Origin of the sequence: Pseudomonas sp. ArH3a (assembly GCF_022648765.1) — a bacterium.
In the GTDB taxonomy this organism is placed as follows: domain Bacteria; phylum Pseudomonadota; class Gammaproteobacteria; order Pseudomonadales; family Pseudomonadaceae; genus Aquipseudomonas.
Genome location: NZ_CP080330.1, coordinates 3,935,318 through 3,955,354 on the forward strand (window position 1 = coordinate 3,935,318; position 20,037 = coordinate 3,955,354).

A 20,037-nucleotide genomic window follows, 5' to 3' on the forward strand; every position below is an offset into this window, starting at 1 on the left:
CTCACGATACGGGGGCTTTTGTTTTACTGCCTGATCAAGCCGGTTGCAGCACCGACTGACCACTCAGCGCCAGGTCCAGCAACTCACGGTTGGCGACCGCGTACATGGCGTAGTCCGTGCCGACGGCGGCACGGATTTCCACCATCATTGCGCGCCAGCGATCGGCCATGTCCTGGTGCTGCTCAAGCCACAGGGCCACGCGGGCTTCCATGTCTTGTGGCGCGTCGGCCATTTGCAGTACCGAGATGGTGATCGCCCGTTGCTGCCAGTCCACGTCGTCGCGGAAGGCTTCGCGGGCCGCGGCTTGCCAGTTGTTGGCCACCGGCAGATCGCTGATCTGCTGCAGGTACCACGGCAAGTCCAGGGCGCTGCCGACGGCGAAGTAGGCCTTGGCCACTTCGGCGGCGTCATGCCCGGTCACGTCAGCGGCTTCGATGATCGGCAGCAAGGTGTACAGGTGAGTCGTGCCTGCAACCATGCGCGCCAACAACTCCGGTACGCCCGCTTCGGTGTAAGCCAGGTAGCGGGTCTGCCAACCTTCACGGGTCGGGCCTTCCAGCAGTTCGTCGAGCTTGAGGCCCAACGCCGCCAGGTGCGGACCGAAGTGTGCGGTGTCGCGGCCAGCGTCCTGCTCGTTGCGACGGCTGCGCAGGAACCAGCGCGTGGCACGGCGGCCCAGGCGCATCAGCTCGTCCATCAGCTCCAGTTGCACGTCGGCGCAGACCTGGTGGTCCAGGGCTTCGATCTGACGGAACCAGTGCGGGAGATGGAAGATGTCACGCACGATCACATAAGCGCCGGCCACGTTCGCCGGGCTCATGCCGGTCGACTCTTTGAGCCGTTGAACGAAGGTGATGCCCATGTGGTTGACCAGGTCGTTGGCGATCTGGGTGCTGACGATCTCACGCTTCAAGCGGTGACGGCGCATCGCTTCGCCGAACTTGGCAACCAGGCTCGGTGGGAACGCGGTCTCCATGTCACGGGTCAGGTAGTCATCATCCGGCACCAGCGACTTGAGCAGCGCTTCCTTGAGGTCGATCTTGCTGTACGAGATCAACACCGACAGCTCCGGACGCGTCAGGCCCTTGCCGGTGGAAGCGCGCTCGGTGAGCTGCTCCTCGGTCGGCAGGTACTCGATGGCACGGTCCAGCTTGCCACGGCCTTCCAGGTCGCTCATCAGGCGCTTGTACTCAGCGGCACGCTCGTAAGCTTTGCGGGCGGCCAGGGACAGGGCCTGGGTCTGCTTGTAGTTGTTGCCCAACACCAGGCTGCCGACTTCATCGGTCATGCTCGCCAGCAACTGGTTGCGCTGCTTGTCGGTCATGTCACCGGCCTGCACCACTTCGTTGAGCAGGATCTTGATGTTCACTTCGTGGTCGGAGCAGTCCACACCACCGGCGTTGTCGATGAAGTCGGTGTTGGAACCGCCACCATTGAGGCCGAATTCCACACGACCCAGCTGGGTCATGCCGAGGTTACCGCCCTCGCCCACCACCTTGCAGCGCAACTCGTTGCCGTTGACGCGCAGGGCGTCGTTGGCCTTGTCGCCCACGTCGGCGTGGCTTTCAGTGCTGGCCTTGACGTAAGTACCGATGCCGCCGTTCCACAACAGGTCCACCGGCGCCTTGAGCAAGGCGTTCAGCAGTTCGGTCGGGGTCAACTTGTCGGCCCGGATGTCGAAGCGTTCTTTCATTTGTGGCGAAATGGCAATGCTCTTCGCGCTGCGCGAGAAGATACCGCCGCCTTCGGACATGATGCTGGTGTCGTAGTCGGTCCAGGCCGAGCGCGGCAACTCGAACATGCGCTGACGCTCAACGAAGCTGGTCGCCGGGTTCGGGTTCGGGTCGATGAAGATGTGCAGGTGGTTGAAGGCCGCGACCAGTTGCAGCTTGTCGGACATGAGCAAGCCGTTACCGAACACGTCACCGGCCATATCGCCGACGCCCACCACAGTGATGCTGTCTTCCTGCACGTTGATGCCGCGCTCACGGAAGTGACGCTGCACACCGACCCACGCGCCCTTGGCGGTGATGCCCATTTTCTTGTGGTCGTAACCGGCGGAACCACCGGATGCGAACGCATCGCCCAGCCAGAAGCCGTAATCAATGGCGATGCCGTTGGCGATGTCGGAGAAGGTCGCAGTGCCCTTGTCCGCTGCCACTACCAGGTACGGGTCATCGTCGTCATGACGCACGACGTTGGCCGGAGGCACCAGGGCGCCGTCTTTGAGGTTGTCGGTGATGTCCAACAGGCCGGAAATGAAGATGCGGTAGCAGGCGATGCCCTCGGCCGCGATCTCGTCCCGGCTGCCGCCCAATGGCAGGCGACGCGGCAGGAAGCCGCCTTTGGCGCCCACCGGCACGATCACCGAGTTCTTCACTTGCTGGGCTTTTACCAAGCCAAGCACTTCAGTACGGAAGTCTTCTTCACGGTCGGACCAACGCAGGCCGCCACGCGCGACGTTGCCAAAGCGCAGGTGCACGCCTTCAACACGCGGCGAGTAGACGAAAATTTCAAACTTCGGCACCGGCTTAGGCAGCTCAGGAATCGCGCGCGGGTCGAACTTGAAGCTGAAGTACGACTTGTTCTGGCCGTTGGCGTCGGTCTGGTAGAAGTTGGTGCGCAGGGTGGCCTTGATCAGGTCCAGGTAGCGACGCAGGATGCGGTCTTCGTTAAGCACCTGAACATCGTCAAGGGCCGTGAGAATCGCTTGTTCCAGGCGTTGCTGCTTGTCTTCCAGGTCATCGGCGGTGAGCTTGCGCGCCAGGTAGAAGCGCGTCTTGAACAACCGGGTCAGCTCGCGAGCGATGTCGGTGTGGTTGTTCAGGGTGCTGGCGATGTAACCGAGGTCGAAGCCCAGGCGGATCTGCTTCAAGTAACGCGCGTAGGCTCGCAGCAGCGCCACGTCGCGCCATGGCAGGCCGGCAGTCAGTACCAAACGGTTGAACGCATCGTTTTCGGCATCGCCGTGGACGATGTGTACGAACGCGTCTTGCAGAGTGTCGTTGAGCTGTTGGATGTCCAGGTTCACGCCTTCGGCGGCGATGAACGCGAAATCATGAATCCAGAACTCACGGCCATTGGCACGGCGCAGGCGGTACGGGAATTCACCCAGCACACGCAGGCCGAGGTTTTCCAGGATCGGCAACACGTCGGACAGTGCCAGCGGCGTGTCAGCGTGGTAGAGCTTGCAATGCAGCTCGCGCTGGCCGGAGACCTGGCCCAGCGGCTGATAGAAACTCATCACCAGCGGGTTGGCTTCGGTCAGGCTGTTGAGGTGCTGCATGTCGACCACAGCCGAATGCGCCGCAAAACGCTCGCGGTAACCGGCCGGGAAGCCTTTCGGGAAGTCTGCCAGCACATTGGTGCCTTGGGCTTCGCCGAAGCTTTCGACGACGAGACTGGAGTAGTCGTCCTGCCAGCTGCGGCAGGCCTGCACCACTTCTTTTTCCAGTTGCAGCGTGTCGATGTCCAGGCGGTTCTTCGGGTCAACCCGCAGAATCAGCTGTACACGGGCCAACACGGATTCAGAGAAGAAGGTCCAGAACTCGCAATCCGAGGCTTTCAGGCGATCCATCAGCACTTGCTGGATCTTCTGGCGCACTTCAGTGGAATAGATGTCGCGCGGCACGTAGGCCAGGCAGTAGCAGAAACGACCGTACGGGTCTTTGCGCAGGAACACGCGGATCTTGTTGCGCTCCTGGATCTGCACGATCGACATCACAGTGCTGAACAGCTCGTCGACCGGGGTCTGGAACAGGTCATCACGGGGCAGCACTTCAACCACCTGAGCAAGCTCTTTGCCCAGGTGAGCCTTGGCCTGGAAGCCCGAACGGCGTTCGATTTCCGCAACCTTGCGACGGATATAAGGGATCACCCGCACGCTTTCGCCGTACACCGAGGAGGTGTAGAGGCCCATGAAGCGGTGTTCCTTGATGACCTTGCCGTCGGCGCTGATCTCACGGATCGACACATAGTCCGGATAAGCCGGGCGGTGCACGCGGCTTGGGTGCGCGGCCTTGGCGAACGACAGCACAGTCGGTTCACGCAGGTAGGCCACGGCGTAGTCTTCGATGCGCAGGTCTTCGGCGGTAAGGCCGGCACGCAGCAGTTTGGTCAGGCCGAGGAAGGAGCTGGCGTCATATTCGATATGGCCGCCGTCCGCCTCGTCACGTACCACGAACTCTTCATAGCCGAGGAAGGTGAAGTGGTTGCCCACCAGCCACTCCAGGAAGTTCTTGATCTCGGCTTTTTCTTCGCCGTCGATGCTGAACTGGCTGGCGTCGATACCGTCCAGCAACTCCTGGACCTTGGCCTTCATCGGTTCAAAATCGGACACGGCCACGCGCACTTCGCCCAGCACTTGCTCAAGCTCTTTGCTCAGCACGTTCAGTTCGGCGGCATTGGCGCAGCGGTCGATTTCCAGGTACATCAGCGATTCTTGCTGGACGCCTTCGCCCTGGGTGCCTTTAGGCAGGATTTCCAGCAACTCGCCCTTCTTGCCACGGCGCACGCTGAGCACGGTGGTTTGCAGGGTGTGGATGCTGTAGCCACGACGGTTCAGCTCGGTACGTACCGAGTCCACCAGGAAGGGCAAGTCATGGTGCAGCACTTCGACCGCTGTGTGGGTCGATTGCCAGCCATGACGTTCGTAATCGGGGTTGTAAACGCGCACTTGCGGGGCGCTGTGGTCAAAGCGCTCAAGCAGGCGCCAAGCAGACAAGGTGCAACCGGCCAGGTCGGAAAGGCGACGTTGGGTCAGTTCGTCCAGGGAAATAATGCCGAAGAATTGCTCAGCGAACAGCGCCACTTGTGGCAGTGCCTGTTCACTGATGTGCTGCGCCAGTGCCGCTTGCAGTTGATGCTGGAAGTCGGCCTTGCTGGCTGCGGTGAAGAACGCCATCTGTGGTACTCCGCTTGGGCTTGTTATTGATGGAAGCGTCGCGTGTTATCCCCTTGCGGGGAGACCGTCAGCGCTGTTCGTCGGTACGGATAATAAGCACCATAAACGAATCAGGGTGACAGGTGGGTGAAGCTGGACAAGACAGTCAGGTCACATACAACTTCCATAAGAAGTGCACCTTACCAGGCGACGGTACGACGGGCAGGTCAGGCTCCCGGCACAGGGCACATCCGTTGCGCAGCTTAACGAGTGTAGGAAGACAGCTGCTTGCGATGCTGCGACATATTCGGTCATCGGTACGCAGGCTTGAGGTTGCGACTTGGGCAACCTGGATTTTTCCGAAGAAAATCCGGCTATATTCAAGCCTGGGAGTACCGAAAATGACTGGTATTGCCCGTCAGGTCATGCACTGGGTCTGACATATGATGCAGCACAAAATTCGCCGCAATGGCACAATTGCCGAGCTGCGCCCTCCCCCTGACAGGATTTCCCATGCTGCAACTGAACACTGACGCACTGATGGCCACCCCGTGCGACGACGAAGAAGACAACATGGCTATGCTCTGCTGCCACGGTAAAAACGGCGAGATGTTCATGCTCACCCGTTACCCGGATGAAGATGAGGTTGAACTGACCTGGGACTACGAGCCGTCGACCCTCGATGGGCTGAAGGTCACCCTGAGTGACACGACGCTGCTGGTTGAACTGGCCGCCGGGGACGCCGACGCGTTGGGTGGCAAGGATCAGCTGCAGATCACCCACGCCACTGCCGCGTCGGATTTGGCTAAAGTTGAAGAGACCTTGCAGAACATTCTCAAGGGCACCGGCACCTTTACCCGAATCTAAACTGCCGCACAGATCAAATGTGGGAGCCAGCTCCCACATGGGCAAGGCAAGCCTTCAGCACAATTTGTGCTGCACACACAAAATTCCTACAAGTTTTCCTAAAAATACCCCGCGCGCCGTTAGTCGCCGCACCCCTCGATGCATTAAAGTAAGCCCCCCAGGCCAGGCGTTTTTTTCTCAATGCCCGGCCAATCTCTCCAGGAACCGTCATCGATGGAACATCGTGAAGCGCTGCTTGCGCTGCGAACCTTTCTTTCTACGCAGATTCTCGGCCAGGAAAAACTCATCGATCGCCTGCTGATCGCGCTGCTCGCCGACGGCCACATGCTGGTAGAAGGTGCGCCGGGCCTGGCCAAGACCAAAGCCATCAAAGAGTTGGCCGAAGGCATCGAAGCGCAGTTCCATCGTATCCAGTTCACCCCCGACCTGTTGCCCGCCGACATCACCGGCACCGAGATCTATCGCCCAGAAACCGGCAGCTTCGTGTTCCAGCAAGGGCCGATCTTCCACAACTTGGTGCTCGCGGACGAAATCAACCGTGCGCCGGCCAAGGTGCAGTCGGCGTTGCTCGAAGCCATGGCCGAGCGCCAGGTCAGCGTGGGGCGCAGCACGTACGAGTTGTCGCCGCTGTTTCTGGTGATGGCCACGCAAAACCCCATCGAGCAGGAAGGCACCTACCCACTGCCCGAAGCCCAGCTCGACCGTTTCCTGATGCACGTCAAAATCGGCTTCCCGGACGCCGCCGTCGAACGGCGCATCCTGCAACAAGCCCGTGGCGAGGCGCTCAACGGCGAAACCAAGCCTGAGCGCCGTGTCAGCCAGCAGGCAATTTTTGCTGCACGCAAGGAAATCCTCGGCTTGTACATGGCCGACGCCGTAGAGGAATACCTCGTGCAACTGGTCATGGCCACGCGCACCCCGGCCAAGTTTGATCCGGAGATGGCCGAGTGGATCGCCTACGGCGCCAGCCCACGCGGTTCCATCGCCCTCGACCGCTGCGCCCGCGCCCACGCCTGGCTGGCCGGTCGCGACTTTGTGAGCCCGGAAGATATCCAGGCGGTGCTGTTCGACGTGCTGCGCCATCGCATCATTCTGTCGTTCGAAGCCGAAGCCGCCGGCATCGACCAGGACCGCGTGGTGCAACGCATTCTCGACGTCGTTGCCGTCGCTTGAACCCCATGAATGCAAGCGATGGGATCCGCGTCACGCTCAGCGAATTGATTGAGATGCGCCACCGCGTGCGCGAAGTGCAGCTGTTTTCCACGCCGAGCCAGCGCAGCCCGCTGATCGGCCTGCACCATTCCAAGCTGCGCGGGCGCGGTGTCGACTTTGACCAGGTGCGCGTGTACCAGGCTGGGGACGACGTGCGCACCATCGACTGGCGCGTGACGGCGCGCACCCAGGAGCCGCACACCAAGCTGTTCCACGAAGAACGCGAGCGGCCGATTTTCATCATGGTTGAACAAAGCTGCCGGCTGTTTTTCGGCTCCGGCCAGATGTTCAAGTCGGTGCTCGCCGCGCAAGCCGCCAGCCTGATCGGTTGGGCGGCGCTGGGCCACAACGACCGCGTCGGCGGGCTGGTGTTTGGCGACAACGAGCACTATGAAATCAAGCCCCGGCGCAGCAAGCAAAGCCTGCTGCAACTGCTCAACCGACTGGTGCGCGTCAACCAGAGCCTCAATACCGAGAGCCGCCCCGAAGCCGACGCCTTGGGCATGGCCCTGCGCCGTGGCCGTGAAGTGCTGCGCCCTGGCAGCCTGGTGATCGTGATTTGCGATGAGCGCGCGCTGACCGAAGGTGCCGAGCAACAGCTGAGCCTGCTGTCGCGGCATTGCGACCTGCTGCTGTTGCCGATTTCCGACCCGCTGGACCACGCCCTGCCTGCTGCGGGGCTGTTGCGTTTTGCCGAGCGCGGCGCGCAGCTGGAACTGGACACACTGAATTTCGACTTGCGCCAAGCCTACAAGGCCCAGGCCGAAGCCCGCATCGCCCGCTGGGAATTACTCGCGCAGAAGCTGCGAATCCTGCTGATGCCGTTAAGCACTCAGAGCGAAATGGTCGAGCAACTGCGCGAATACCTCAACCCGCAACGCCCGGTTAAAAAGCAATGAGCAGCCTCGATCAACTGCAACCGCTGATCGCCCCACCGGCCATCGGCTTCTGGCCGCCTGCGCCGGGTTGGTGGCTGTTGCTGCTGGTGGTTCCGCTGCTCGGCTGGGGCTTGTGGTCCTTGCGTCGCTTGCTGCCCACGCGCCGCCCGGTGGCTCGCGCCGAACAACCGCTGGACCCGCTGCGCATCACCGCCCTGGCCGAGCTGGCCTTGATGCCCAAACCCTACGACGGCGCACCCGCCGGCGCCTGGCTGCAGCAACTCAACGGCCTGCTCAAACGCCTGTGCCGCAACGACTACCCCTACAGCCAGAGCCATACCCTCAACGGGCGCAAATGGCTGGCGTTCCTCGACAACCGCTGCCCGGCCGCCGGCCTCACACGCTGGATGGTGCTGGTAGAAGGCGCTTACAAACCCGAATGCAAACTCGACGACAAAGCCATCGCCGGCCTGACCCAAGCCGTCGACACCTGGATTCGCAAACATGTTTGAGTTCGCCTGGCCGTGGATCTTCGCCCTGCTGCCATTGCCCTGGTTGATGCGGCTTATCTTGCCGGTGGCCGACAGCGGCGAACCCGCGCTGAAAGTCAGCTACCTCGCCGACCTCGAAGGCCTGGCCCGCCGCCGTGCGCGGATCAACCTACCGGGCTGGCGCCAACAAGCACCGTTCGTGGTGCTGTGGCTGCTCTTGCTCACCGCTGCGGCCCGCCCGGAATGGCTCGGCGAACCCCTACCGATTGCCGCCAGCGGCCGCGACTTATTGGTCGCCGTGGACGTCTCCGGCTCCATGGACTTCCCCGACATGCACTGGCAGGACGAAGACGTCAGCCGCCTGAGCCTGGTGCAACACTTGCTCGGCGACTTCCTGGAAAGCCGTGAAGGCGACCGCGTCGGCCTGATCCTGTTTGGCAGCCAGGCCTACCTGCAAGCCCCGCTGACCTTTGACCGACGCACCGTGCGCACCTGGCTGGATGAAGCGCGCATCGGCATCGCCGGCAAGAACACCGCCATCGGCGATGCGATTGGCCTGGCCCTTAAACGCCTGCGCCAGCGCCCGGCACAAAGCCGCGTGCTGATTCTGGTCACCGACGGCGCCAACAACGCCGGGCAGATCGACCCGCTGACTGCCGCACGCCTGGCCGCTGAAGAAGGGGTAAAAATCTACCCGATCGGCATTGGTGCCGATCCAGAGCAAACCGGTTCGCTGGGCATTCTTGGCGTCAACCCGAGCCTGGACCTGGACGAGCCCGCGCTGAAAGCCATCGCCGACGCCACCGGCGGCCAGTACTTCCGTGCCCGTGACGGCGACGAATTGCAGAAGATCAAGGAAACCCTCGACCAGCTTGAGCCCGTCGCCCAACAACCGACCCAAGCCCGCCCGGCCCAGGCGCTGTACAGCGCGCCATTGGCCCTCGCGCTGGTCCTGAGCATGTTGGTGGTGATCCAGGAACGCTGGCCCAACAACGCGCTGCAGCGCTTCTTTAATAAACTCTCGACCCAGGGCAATTTCCTGCAACAGCACCCTGAATGGCGCCAGCGCCTCAAACGCCTGCGTTTGCGGAGACGTCGATGATCGACCTGTGGCCGCACTGGTTCCGTCCTTGGTGGCTGTTGCTGTTGCCGCTGCTCGGCTGGCTGCTGTGGCAGCTGTGGCACCGGCAAAAGCGCGCCGGGCGCTGGCAGATGATCCTGCCGCCCGCCTTTCATGCGGTGTTGCTCAGTGGTGGCAACGGCCGCGAGAGCAAATCGCCGTGGGTGGTGCTCGGCATCGCCTGGCTGCTGGCCGTGTTGGCCTTGCTGGGCCCAAGCTGGCAAAGGGTTGAACAGTCCAGCCAGAAACCCGCCGACCCGCTGGTGGTGCTGCTGGAATTGACCCCGGAAATGCTCGCCACCGACAGCCCGCCCAATCGCCTGGAGCAGGCACGGCGCAAGCTGTATGACTTGCTGCAAGCGCGCGCCGACGCACCGACCGCCATCGTCGTGTATGCCGGCAGCGCCCACACCCTGGTGCCGCTGTCGGATGACCTGGCCACCAGCCGCAACCTGCTCGAAGCCCTGCGCCCCTCGATCATGCCCGTGCCCGGCCATCGCGCCGACCTCGCCGTGGAGAAAGCCCTGGGCTTACTCAAGCAAGGCGGCCTCGGCCAAGGGCGCTTGTTGCTGGTCGGCTCGTCCCTGTCGAAACAAGAACGCCAAGGCATCCGCCTGCAGTTGCAAGGCGCGCAGGCGCCGACCTTGTCGATCCTCGGCATCGGCAGCCGCGAAGGCACGCCGGTGACCCAGGAAAGCGGCGAGTTCCTCAAGGATGAACAAGGTGCGATCCTGGTGCCACGCCTCGACAGCCCGACCCTCAAGGCCTTCGCCAGCGAAATGGGCGGCCACTACCGCGCCGCGCGCCTGGACGACAAGGACCTGCGCCAACTCAACCTGCTCGATGGCCCGCAAACCCTGCGCAACGACGGCCAACTGTTGCACCTCGACAGCTGGGCCGACCAGGGTTACTGGCTGCTCCTGCCGCTGTTGCTGCTTGGCGCCTGCGCCGGGCGCCGCGGCTGGCTGTTTTGCCTGCCATTGCTGCTGTTGGTCGCGCCGCAGCCCAGCTATGCCTTCGAGTTTCAAGACCTGTGGCTGCGCCCCGACCAGCAGGGCCAGTACCTGCTGAAGAAAAAGCGCCCGGCCGAGGCTGCCGAACGCTTCGAGAACCCGCAGTGGCAAGGCGTTGCCCTGTATGAGGCGGGCAATTACGCCGAGGCGATCAAGCGCTTTGCGCTGAGCAACGACGCCTACTCCCACTACAATCGAGGCAATGCGCTGGCCAAGTCCGGCGAACTGGAAGCCGCCATCGACGCCTACGAACAGGCGCTGGAAGCCCAGCCCGACCTGCAACCGGCGCTGAAAAACAAAGCCTTGGTGGAAAGCCTGATGCAGCAACACGCTCAGCCTGACCCCGCCAAACCCGAAAAAAACGAGGATGACGAAACCACCCAACCCGGCCAAACTGCGCAACCGGGCACAAGCGGGCAAAGTGCTTCAGGCGGCGAACAATCGTCCCAAGGCCAGGGCGAGGCCGGCACGGGCGATACTCAAACCGGCGGCACGCCCAAAGCCGGCGGCAACGACGTACCGGGCAGCGAACTGGGTGATGAACAAACCACCACCCCGCCGCTGCGCCCCGCCGATGCCAGGATTGACGGCGAGCATCGCCAAGCGTTGGAGCAATGGCTGCAGGAGATCCCGGACAACCCTGGCGAACTGCTGCGGCGCAAATTCTGGTACGAACAGCAACAACATCAGGACAAGACTCGATGAGCCGCCGCACCACCCTTCTGCTCCTGCTCGCGTTAACGGCAGGCCACGCCCAGGCGGCGAACCTGGTTGCCAGCGTCGACCGCAGCCGCCTCAATTCCGGGGAAACGGTGGAGCTGACGGTGGAATCCAGCGACGTCACCCAGTTCGGCAAACCCGACCTGTCGCCCCTGGATGCGCAGTTCGAAGTCAGCGGCACGCGCCAGATCAACCAACTCACCACCCTGGGCGGCGATAACCACGCCACCACGCGCTGGATCATCACCCTGTTGCCCAAGGAAAACGGCACGGTGGTGATTCCGCCGCTGCAAGTGGGCGAACTCAAGACCCAGCCGATCAGCCTGCAAGTGGTCGAAACCGCCAGCCAGAACACCAGCGCCGAGCTGGCGCCAGTGTTCATCGAAGCCAACCTAGACCAGAGCAGCGTGTACGTCCAGGCCCAGGCCTTGTTGACCGTGCGCGTGTACCACTCGGTGTCGCTGTACGACGACAGCAGCCTCACGCCGTTGCAGATCCCCGATGCACGCATCGAGCAACTGGGCGAGTCGCGCACCTACGAAAAAGTCATCAACAGCATTCGCCACGGCGTGATCGAGACCCGCTACGCGATCTACCCGCAGCACAGCGGCGCCTTGGTGATTGCGGCGCAGACCTTCAGCGCCACGCTGGTGGAATCGCGCCCACCCCAGGAGAACACGCTGCAAGGCACCAAGCCGGGCAAGCTGATTCACGTCAGCTCCGCCGAGCTGTCGCTGAACGTCAAGCCCAAGCCGGCGCTGTACCCGGCTGACGCCCCCTGGATACCGGCCCGCAGCCTGACCCTGACGCAAGCCTGGAACCCTGAGCCTGAGCACGTACAAGTCGGCGACTCGCTGACCCGCAGCCTCACGGTCAAGGCCGAAGGCTTGTCCAGCGCGCAACTGCCGGCCCTGCCCAGCACCGACATCAACGGCCTGCGCCGCTACCCCGACCAACCGGTGCTCGCCAACCAGAACAACGACCACGGCCTGACCGGCAGCCGCGAAGACCGCGAAGCGCTGGTGCCGACCCGCGCTGGCGCCGTCGAACTGCCGGCGGTGGAAGTGGTGTGGTGGAACACCCACGAAGACCACCTCGAACGCACCAGCCTGCCCGCCCACACCCTGCAAGTGGCGACCAACCCGAGCCTGGTGGTGGACACGCCTGCCACGCCGACCGTGATTACAGCACCGGACGATGACCGCCTGTGGCTGTGGCAACTCAGTACACTGATCTTCATCTGCACCACCCTGCTGGGCTTTGGCCTGTGGTGGCGTGCGCGCCGCCAACCCGCCGTGCAGCGCACCGCGCAAACCGGCCCGAGCCCGCGCTCGCTGCTCGACGACCTCAAGCGCGCCACCCAGGCCAACGACCCGCAAGCCACACGCCAGGCACTGGATGCCTGGGCGCGGCAACAGCCGGAAACCCTAGCGGATATGGCGGCGCGGTTTGTGCCGTTGTCGGATGCTCTCGACGGATTGAACGGCGCGCTCTACAGCGAAGGCGGCCATTTCTGGCTGGGCGAAGACTTATGGCGTGCGGTCAAAGCCATCCCGATAGCCGAGCGCGAACACGACCCGGCGACCGATACCACCAGCTTGCCGCCGCTGTATCCCAAGTAAACCTCAGCTACCTGACACCACAAAATCCAAGTGGGAGCTGGCTTGTCGGATCGCTGCGATGCAGGCACCTTGGTGTGTCAGGCATAACCCGTTGATGCTATCGCAGGCAAGCCAGCTCCCACAGAAAAGCAGAGCACTGCGGTGCTGGCAGCCGAACTCGCTCCCACAGTTGGATCTCGGTACATCAGACAGAGAGTGTGCTGCTGTGCTTTTGCCCTGCTTTTGCTTCAACCACTCAGGTCGGCTACTAGGCCGCCGTGCTCTTGCTTTTGATCTTGATCTTAGGCGCCCCGTTAAACCACGCTGGCCGAACGCAGGCTTTGGAGCGGGGGTAAACCGGCAGGACGCCGGTTTAGCCGCGATGGGCCAAGGATGGCCCATGGCGGCGGCCCCCGCTCCAAAGCCTGCGTGAGGGCACACCGAGCCTAGGCGAGGTGCCGAGTGGTGGGGCAAGAGCCCTTTTGGTTACTTTTGGGGCTCTTTTCCAAAAGTGACCCGCCGTAAGGGCGGAACCCTACGAAGCCGTTACCGCAGCAACGGATATGTACTCAATCTACCTAAACTCCAGATCGACATGCATTGTTAAAGGCCAGCAATCCATATCTCTTTAACTTGCGGGAAGTTTCCTAGACAATCCTTCGGCCTTGCGCCTGCTCACTCCACTGGCTAGCCTTCGCTCCGTCGCTGCATATCAGCGATCAGGGGTGAGATCCTGTGATGTGATTAGGTGCCAAGTGCCACAACCGCGAGCAACATGCTCTATGGCGGCTGTGTGCGGGCAGACTTCGGTCTGACCGGGTGCTCCTGACCGGCAATCTCACCCCGCACATAGCTGCCACCTTTTGACGAGTGAGATCGGCAAAAGAATGGCTCCAGACCTTTCAGGAGTTTCATTCATGAACAAAATCGTCCCAGACCCACCCCGCTTCACCCCCGACCGCGAAATCTTCGAGCGCGCCCTGAGCCACTACCTACAACCCGACTCACCGCCGGCTTTCTCCGCACATCACGACCTCAGCTTCGAAGACGCCCTCGCCCAACTCTGCGACCTGTTGCGCTGCGCAGCCGCCACCGCAGCGGCCTCCACCCAAGGGCTGTCCGCCGACCAACACCACCTGGCCGGCGCCACCGAGCACCTGATCAACAGCGCCAGAACCCTCGCCGACCGCGCGCTGGACTGCCTGCACGCCGCATAACCCCTGTGGGAGCTGGCTTGCCGGCTCCCACATTCGATCTGGCTCGTCCGCAGGCACTGTGTGGGCTTTTACAGGTAAACTCCCCTCCTTTTCATCTTCTCCACGGAGTTCGCCTTGCGTCTGTTCCACACCTCCGACTGGCACCTCGGCCAAAACCTGCATGGCCAGGAACGCGACTTCGAACACGCCTGTTTTCTCGAGTGGCTGCTGGGCCAATTAAACGCCGAGCAGCCAGATGCGCTGCTGATCGCCGGCGATATCTTCGATACGGTCAACCCGCCCCTCAAGGCCCAAGAGCGTCTGTATGACTTCATCATCAGCGCCCATGAACAAAACCCGAAACTCACGATTGTGATGATCGCCGGCAACCACGACTCCGGCTCGCGTATCGAATTGCCGGCGCCGCTGATGCGCCGCTTGCGCACGCATGCCTTGGGCCGCGTGCTGTGGCTGGATGACGGCCAACTCGATGCCGAACGTTTGCTGATCCCGCTGCCTGACGCCAAAGGCAAGATCGCCGCCTGGTGCCTGGCGCTGCCATTTTTGCGCCCGGCGGAAGTCACCGGCGCGCACTTGGGCGACGACTACCTGCGCGGCATCGGCCAGGTACATGAGTGGCTGATCGCCGCCGCCAACGCCAAACGCAAAAAAGGCCAGGCGCTGATTGCCATCAGCCATGCGCATATGGCGGGTGGCTCGGTGTCGGAAGACTCCGAGCGCAGCCTGATCATCGGCAATGCCGAGGCGCTGCCCGCCAAACTGTTCGATGCCAGCGTGGCCTATGTCGCCCTCGGCCATTTGCACAAGCCACAGCAAGTGAATGGCGAAGAAAGGATTCGCTACAGTGGCTCGCCAATCCCCTTGTCGTTTTCCGAAATCGGCTACAAACATCAGATTCTCGATGTGACCTTTCAGGGCCAACGCCTGGTGAGTGTCGAGCCGCGCCTGATTCCGCGCTCGGTCAACCTGCAACGCCTGGAAGCCGCGCCGCTGGCGGATATCCTCAAGGTATTGGCCGACCTGCCCGACATCGACCTGCTCGCCGAAACCCAACGCCACCCGTGGCTGGAAGTGCGCGTGCGCCTCGACGAGCCGCAACCGGACCTGCGCCAGCAAATCGAAACCGCCCTGCAAGGCAAAGCCGTGCGCCTGGTGCGCATCGCCGCTGAATACGCCGGCCAACGCGGCAGCGACAACACGGACGACGAGCGCCTGATCGAACTCGACCAGCTCACGCCCCAGGAGCTGTTCAGCCGCGCCTGGCAGGACAGCTACGGCAGTGAAGTGGATGAACAGACCTTGAAGGATTTCGCCGTGCTGCTCCAGGAAGTACAACAGGAGGGCGAACAGCCATGAAGATCCTCGCCATCCGCCTGAAAAACCTCGCCTCCCTGGCAGGCCCGTTTGAAATCGACTTTACCGCCGAGCCCCTGGCCAGCGCTGGGTTGTTCGCCATCACCGGGCCGACCGGCGCAGGTAAAAGTACGCTGCTCGATGCGTTGTGCCTGGCGCTGTTTGGCGCAGTGCCGCGCCTGGGCGATACCGGCCAGGCCAAGATGCCGGATGCCGACAGCGATATTTCCATCGGCGACCCGCGCACCCTGCTGCGTCGCGGTACCGGCGGCGGTTATGCCGAGGTGGATTTCGTCGGCGTCAGTGGCCGTCGCTACCGCGCTCGCTGGGAAGCCAACCGTGCCCGCGACAAGGCCAGCGGCAAGTTGCAGAACAGCCGACAAAGCCTGATCGACCTCGACAGTGACCAACTGCTGGCCAGCCAGAAGACCGAATACAAAACCCAGCTGGAACTGGCCCTGGGCTTGAACTTCGAGCAGTTCACCCGTGCGGTGTTGCTGGCGCAAAGCGAGTTCAGTGCGTTTCTGAAGGCCAACGACAATGAGCGTAGCGAACTGCTGGAAAAGCTCACCGACACCGCGCTCTACACCCAGCTTGGCCGCCGCGCCTTCGATAAGGCCAAGGATGCCAAGGACGCGCATAAACAGCTGCAAGACCAAGCCACCGGCGTGGTGCCCCTGGCTCCCGAAGCCCGCGCCGAACTTGATCAACAGTTGGCCGAGGCCCAGCAACAGCTCAAGACCCAGCAGGCCCAGCTCAAGCAGTTGGAGCTGCAACACACCTGGCTCAAGGAACTGCGCGAATGGCAGGAGCGCCAGCACAGTGCGACGGAGCAACTGCAACGGGCTCAGACGGACTGGGACGGCCAAGGCGCACAACGCCAGGACTTGAGCCGCCTGGAGCATTTGGCGCCGCAGCGCCATCAGTTTGCTCGGCAAGCTGAACTGGGCACATTGTTGACGCCCCTCGCTGCGCAGATTCAGCAGCATATCGAGCAGCAAACCGTGCTGCACACACGTCAGGAGCAGGCGCAACAGCAGCAAGCAGCCGCCCAGGCAACATTGGCCGACGCGCTGAAAACCCAGGCCGACGCCGTGCCATTGCTGCGTCAAGCGTTTGAGGAACAAAGCACCCTCGCCCACCTGACCAAGGACTTGGCCAAACGCACCGAGGATAAACAGCAACACACCAGCGCCTGTACCGAAGGCCACACGTTACTCAAAGCGTTGCAGGACAAACACAGCCAAGTCGCCGAGGGCCTGCAACGCCTGGCCGCTGAGCTTGAGCGCAGCGCCACTCTCGCCCCGCTGAGCGACGCCTGGAGCGCTTACCGCGATCGTCTGCAACAGTTGATGCTGGTCGGCAATCGCCTGAATAAGGGCCAGGCTGAATTGCCGCAGCTGGAACAGCGCGCCACCACCGCCGCCGAGCAGTTCACCCAGCAACGCGACGCGTTGGACCTGCTGTATCAGGAAGCCGGCGCCGAGCCACACGCCGTCGCCGAGCAGATCCAGTTACTCGCCAGCCTGTTGCAGGACAACCGCAAACAGCAGCGCGCGTTTGAAGACCTTACGCGCCTGTGGGACAGCCAGCAGCAGCTGGATCAACAGAGCGCCAACCTCACACAAAGACTCGCGGACGCGCAGCAGCAGCGCGAACAACTGAACCAGAGCGGCCTGCGAACCAAGGCCGAGCTGACCATCGCCGAGCAAACCCTGACGGTGACCAAGCAACTGCTGGAACGCCAGCGCCTGGCGCGCAGTGCCAGTGTCGAAGAACTGCGCGAGCAGTTGCAGGATGACCAGCCGTGCCCGGTGTGCGGCAGCCATGAACATCCGTATCACCAGCCTGAAGCGCTGCTGCAAAGCCTCGGCCGACATGACGAAAACGAAGAAGCCACGGCGCAGAAAGCCGTCGATATCCTCAAGGAAAAACTCACCGAGTTACGTGGGGAAGTGGGCGGCCTGATCGCCCAGCAAAAGGAGTTCCTGCAACAGCAGGAGCAACTGGCGACGCAGCAACAAGCACTGAAACCGAGCCTGGATGCCCACCCGCTGGCCGCCTCACTGTTCAATCAGGACGCCGCCAAGCGCAGCACTTGGTTGGCCCAGCAACTGGCGCAGTTGACGCAAAGCATCACCCAGGACGAACAACGCCAAGGCGCCCTGCTCAACCTGCAACAAAATGCCGGGCGTTTGCAGCAACAACTGCAAGCCGCCCAGGACGCCAGCCAGCAAGCCCGCCAGTTACTGGCGGACCAGCAACGCGAGCTGTCCAACGACCGTGAGCGCCTTGACGAAGAACTCAAGGCCTTCGCCGGCCTGCTGCCCGCCGAGACCCTCGACGGTTTACGCCGCGAACCGGCAGCGACCTTCATGCAGCTGGACCAGCACGTCAGCCAGCGTCTTGAGCAGCTTGGCCACCACCGCGATGAACTGGCCGAGCAGCAAGAACGTCAGCAGGCCATCGAGAAAGAACAGACCCACCAGCAGCATCGCCAGCAGCAGCTGGACGCTTTGCACCTGCACGTCACCGAGTTGGCCACGCAACAACAGGCCGCACAGGAAAGACTCACGGCCCTGCTGGGCGATCACGCCAGTGCCGAACAGTGGCAACAGCAGCTGGAACAGACGGTGGTGCAGTCACGCCAGAGCGAAGCCGACGCCAACCAACAACTGCAAGAGATCCGCAGTGCGCTGGTGCAACTGGCCGCCGACCTCAAGGCGCAGCAGGAGCGCCTACAGGCGCTGGCGGCCGAGCAACATAGCCTCGGCGAGCGCCTGGGCGAATGGCGTGCCCTGCACCCTGAACTGGATGACGATGGGCTCACGCGCTTGCTGGGCTTTGATGACAGCCAAGTCAGCGCACTGCGCCAGCAGCTGCAACACAGCGAAAAAGCCGTCGAGCAAGCCAAGGTGCTGCTGCAGGAACGCGAACAACGCCTCGCCGAGCATCAGGCTTTGCACAACGGCAACCTGGACGTTGAGCAACTCGATAGCAGCCTGGCTGCGCTCAACCAACAATTCACCGAGGGCGAGAAACACTGCGCCGAATTGCGTGCGCGCCAGGCCGAAGACCAGCGTCGTCAGGACGCCAACCACGCGCTGGCCGACCAGATCACTAAGGCTTACGAAGAATGGCAGCGCTGGGCGCGCCTGAATGCACTGATCGGCTCGGCCACTGGCGACACTTTCCGCAAGATCGCCCAGGCCTACAACCTCGACTTGCTGGTGCACCACGCCAACGTGCAACTGCGCCAACTGGTGCGCCGCTACCGCCTAAAACGCGGCGGCAGCATGCTGGGGCTGTTGGTGATGGACACGGAAATGGGCGATGAACTGCGCTCGGTGCACTCGTTGTCCGGTGGCGAGACGTTCCTGGTGTCGCTGGCGCTGGCCTTGGGCCTGGCGTCGATGGCCTCCAGCACGTTGAAAATCGAGTCGTTGTTTATCGACGAAGGCTTCGGCAGCCTCGACCCCGAGTCGCTGCAATTGGCGATGGACGCGTTGGACGGTTTGCAGGCCCAGGGCCGCAAGGTCGCGGTGATTTCCCACGTGCAGGAAATGCACGAGCGCATCCCGGTGCAGATCCAGGTCAAGCGCCAGGGCAATGGCCTGAGCACCTTGGAGGTCAAGTGAGCGAGGCGCTGCTGTATTCGTTTCGGCGCTGCCCGTACGCGATGCGGGCGCGCCTGGCCTTGCGCTATTCAGGCGTGCCCGTACAGATCGTCGAGGTAAGCCTCAAGGCCAAACCGGCGGAAATGTTGGCGCTGTCGCCCAAGGGCACGGTGCCCGTATTGAGCGTGGACGGCCGGGTGATTGAAGAAAGCCTGGAAATCATGCAGTGGGCGCTGGCGCAGCACGATCCTGAGGATTGGTTACTGCAGGGTGACCCGGCGGTGCTGGAACTGATTACCGAGAATGATCAGGTGTTCAAACATCACCTGGATCGATACAAATACGCCGATCGCTACCCGCAGCAGCCGATGGAACATTATCGGGCAGAGGGCGAGGTGTTTTTGCAGAAGCTGGAAGGATTGCTGGCGGGCCGGGAGTTTTTGCTGGCCGACCATTTGAGCCTGGCCGATGTAGCACTGGCGCCGTTTGTGCGCCAGTTTGCGCATGTGGACCGGGAGTGGTTTGCCGGAGCGCCGTATCAGCGCTTACAAAACTGGCTACAACGCTTTCTGGAATCGCCGCTGTTTATTGCAGTGATGGCAAAACCCTGAAATCAACACAATCAAATGTGGGAGCTGGCTTGCCTGCGATGCCGTCAACTCGGTCCAACGGATACACCGAGTTAATTTCATCGCAGGCAAGCCAGCTCCCACATTTGACCGCCGTTCAGCTCAAGCTCAGTGCTGGGTTTTGTGATCCAGTGCGGCATAGAAGTTGGCGCTTTGTTGCAGGTATTTCTGGGTGTAGGCGGATGTACTGGATTTTTTGCCGGCAACGTCCACGCTGGCAGCGGCTGGCAATGCCACGGTGGCGGAAACAGCAGAAGCGGCGATGATGGAGAAGAGGTTCAAGTTCATGTCGGTAACCCTTGTGTTCGTTTGGTGAGGTGGCCGGGAAGGCCTTGGAACCAAACTTACGCCCGAGGGCTGAACCTTAGAAATGCTTTGAAACAGTAGCCGCTATTAATACAATTAATACTAAAGGTCAGGCCCCGCACTGCGGGGCC

13 protein-coding genes are annotated in these 20,037 nt (G+C 62.3%); 11 read left to right on the top strand and 2 right to left on the bottom strand.

The features are described 5' to 3' along the window. Window positions 1-34: 34 nt before the first annotated feature. Window positions 35-4,903, bottom strand: a complete 4,869-nt coding sequence (locus tag K0P33_RS18035) for an NAD-glutamate dehydrogenase (protein ID WP_094952753.1) — start codon at window positions 4,901-4,903, stop codon at window positions 35-37. Window positions 4,904-5,395: 492 nt separating this feature from the next. Here K0P33_RS18035 and K0P33_RS18040 point away from each other — a divergent pair, with 492 nt between their 5' ends. The 11 genes from K0P33_RS18040 (at window position 5,396) to K0P33_RS18090 (ending at window position 19,582) form a co-directional block, all read left to right on the top strand. Next, window positions 5,396-5,749, top strand: a complete 354-nt coding sequence (locus tag K0P33_RS18040; protein ID WP_242150206.1) for a hypothetical protein — start codon at window positions 5,396-5,398, stop codon at window positions 5,747-5,749. Between the two features lie 213 nt (window positions 5,750-5,962). Beyond that, window positions 5,963-6,922 carry a MoxR family ATPase gene (locus K0P33_RS18045; RefSeq protein WP_017739127.1) on the top strand — a complete coding sequence of 320 codons (960 nt, stop codon included), beginning with the start codon at window positions 5,963-5,965 and terminating at the stop codon, window positions 6,920-6,922. 5 nt (window positions 6,923-6,927) lie between these two features. After that, entirely contained in the window at window positions 6,928-7,860 is a 933-nt protein-coding gene (locus tag K0P33_RS18050; RefSeq protein ID WP_094952755.1) for a DUF58 domain-containing protein, read from the top strand. Continuing rightward, a complete protein-coding gene (locus K0P33_RS18055; protein WP_094952756.1) occupies window positions 7,857-8,351 on the top strand; it encodes a DUF4381 domain-containing protein in 495 nt (164 codons plus the stop codon). Before K0P33_RS18050 ends, K0P33_RS18055 begins: the two co-directional genes overlap by 4 nt. Continuing rightward, window positions 8,344-9,432, top strand: a complete 1,089-nt coding sequence (locus K0P33_RS18060) for a VWA domain-containing protein (protein ID WP_094952757.1) — start codon at window positions 8,344-8,346, stop codon at window positions 9,430-9,432. The genes K0P33_RS18055 and K0P33_RS18060 overlap by 8 nt, the downstream gene beginning before the upstream one ends. Beyond that, window positions 9,429-11,168, top strand: coding sequence for a tetratricopeptide repeat protein (locus K0P33_RS18065; RefSeq protein ID WP_094952758.1), 1,740 nt, complete (start codon window positions 9,429-9,431; stop codon window positions 11,166-11,168). Before K0P33_RS18060 ends, K0P33_RS18065 begins: the two co-directional genes overlap by 4 nt. Next, window positions 11,165-12,805, top strand: a complete 1,641-nt coding sequence (locus tag K0P33_RS18070) for a BatD family protein (RefSeq protein ID WP_242150226.1) — start codon at window positions 11,165-11,167, stop codon at window positions 12,803-12,805. Before K0P33_RS18065 ends, K0P33_RS18070 begins: the two co-directional genes overlap by 4 nt. A gap of 896 nt (window positions 12,806-13,701) precedes the next feature. Beyond that, a complete protein-coding gene (locus K0P33_RS18075; protein ID WP_242150229.1) occupies window positions 13,702-14,001 on the top strand; it encodes a hypothetical protein in 300 nt (99 codons plus the stop codon). 114 nt (window positions 14,002-14,115) lie between these two features. Then, window positions 14,116-15,357 (top strand): exonuclease SbcCD subunit D C-terminal domain-containing protein, encoded by a 1,242-nt coding sequence (locus tag K0P33_RS18080; RefSeq protein WP_094953439.1) that lies wholly within the window; start codon window positions 14,116-14,118, stop codon window positions 15,355-15,357. Beyond that, the gene (locus tag K0P33_RS18085; RefSeq protein WP_242150233.1) at window positions 15,354-18,992 is read left to right on the top strand and encodes an AAA family ATPase; all 3,639 of its coding nucleotides are present in this window, start codon (window positions 15,354-15,356) and stop codon (window positions 18,990-18,992) included. Before K0P33_RS18080 ends, K0P33_RS18085 begins: the two co-directional genes overlap by 4 nt. After that, window positions 18,989-19,582, top strand: a complete 594-nt coding sequence (locus K0P33_RS18090; RefSeq protein WP_242150235.1) for a glutathione S-transferase — start codon at window positions 18,989-18,991, stop codon at window positions 19,580-19,582. The genes K0P33_RS18085 and K0P33_RS18090 overlap by 4 nt, the downstream gene beginning before the upstream one ends. A gap of 126 nt (window positions 19,583-19,708) precedes the next feature. Here K0P33_RS18090 and K0P33_RS18095 read toward each other — a convergent pair whose 3' ends face one another. Then, the gene (locus K0P33_RS18095; protein WP_065907868.1) at window positions 19,709-19,888 is read right to left on the bottom strand and encodes a hypothetical protein; all 180 of its coding nucleotides are present in this window, start codon (window positions 19,886-19,888) and stop codon (window positions 19,709-19,711) included. Window positions 19,889-20,037: the final 149 nt, after the last annotated feature.

Coding starts and splice junctions, on each gene's coding strand:
- K0P33_RS18035 (WP_094952753.1), bottom strand. CDS start 4,903: ATGGCGTTCTTCACCGCAGCCAGCAAGGCCGACTTCCAGCATCAACTG.
- K0P33_RS18040 (WP_242150206.1), top strand. CDS start 5,396: ATGCTGCAACTGAACACTGACGCACTGATGGCCACCCCGTGCGACGAC.
- K0P33_RS18045 (WP_017739127.1), top strand. CDS start 5,963: ATGGAACATCGTGAAGCGCTGCTTGCGCTGCGAACCTTTCTTTCTACG.
- K0P33_RS18050 (WP_094952755.1), top strand. CDS start 6,928: ATGAATGCAAGCGATGGGATCCGCGTCACGCTCAGCGAATTGATTGAG.
- K0P33_RS18055 (WP_094952756.1), top strand. CDS start 7,857: ATGAGCAGCCTCGATCAACTGCAACCGCTGATCGCCCCACCGGCCATC.
- K0P33_RS18060 (WP_094952757.1), top strand. CDS start 8,344: ATGTTTGAGTTCGCCTGGCCGTGGATCTTCGCCCTGCTGCCATTGCCC.
- K0P33_RS18065 (WP_094952758.1), top strand. CDS start 9,429: ATGATCGACCTGTGGCCGCACTGGTTCCGTCCTTGGTGGCTGTTGCTG.
- K0P33_RS18070 (WP_242150226.1), top strand. CDS start 11,165: ATGAGCCGCCGCACCACCCTTCTGCTCCTGCTCGCGTTAACGGCAGGC.
- K0P33_RS18075 (WP_242150229.1), top strand. CDS start 13,702: ATGAACAAAATCGTCCCAGACCCACCCCGCTTCACCCCCGACCGCGAA.
- K0P33_RS18085 (WP_242150233.1), top strand. CDS start 15,354: ATGAAGATCCTCGCCATCCGCCTGAAAAACCTCGCCTCCCTGGCAGGC.
- K0P33_RS18095 (WP_065907868.1), bottom strand. CDS start 19,888: ATGAACTTGAACCTCTTCTCCATCATCGCCGCTTCTGCTGTTTCCGCC.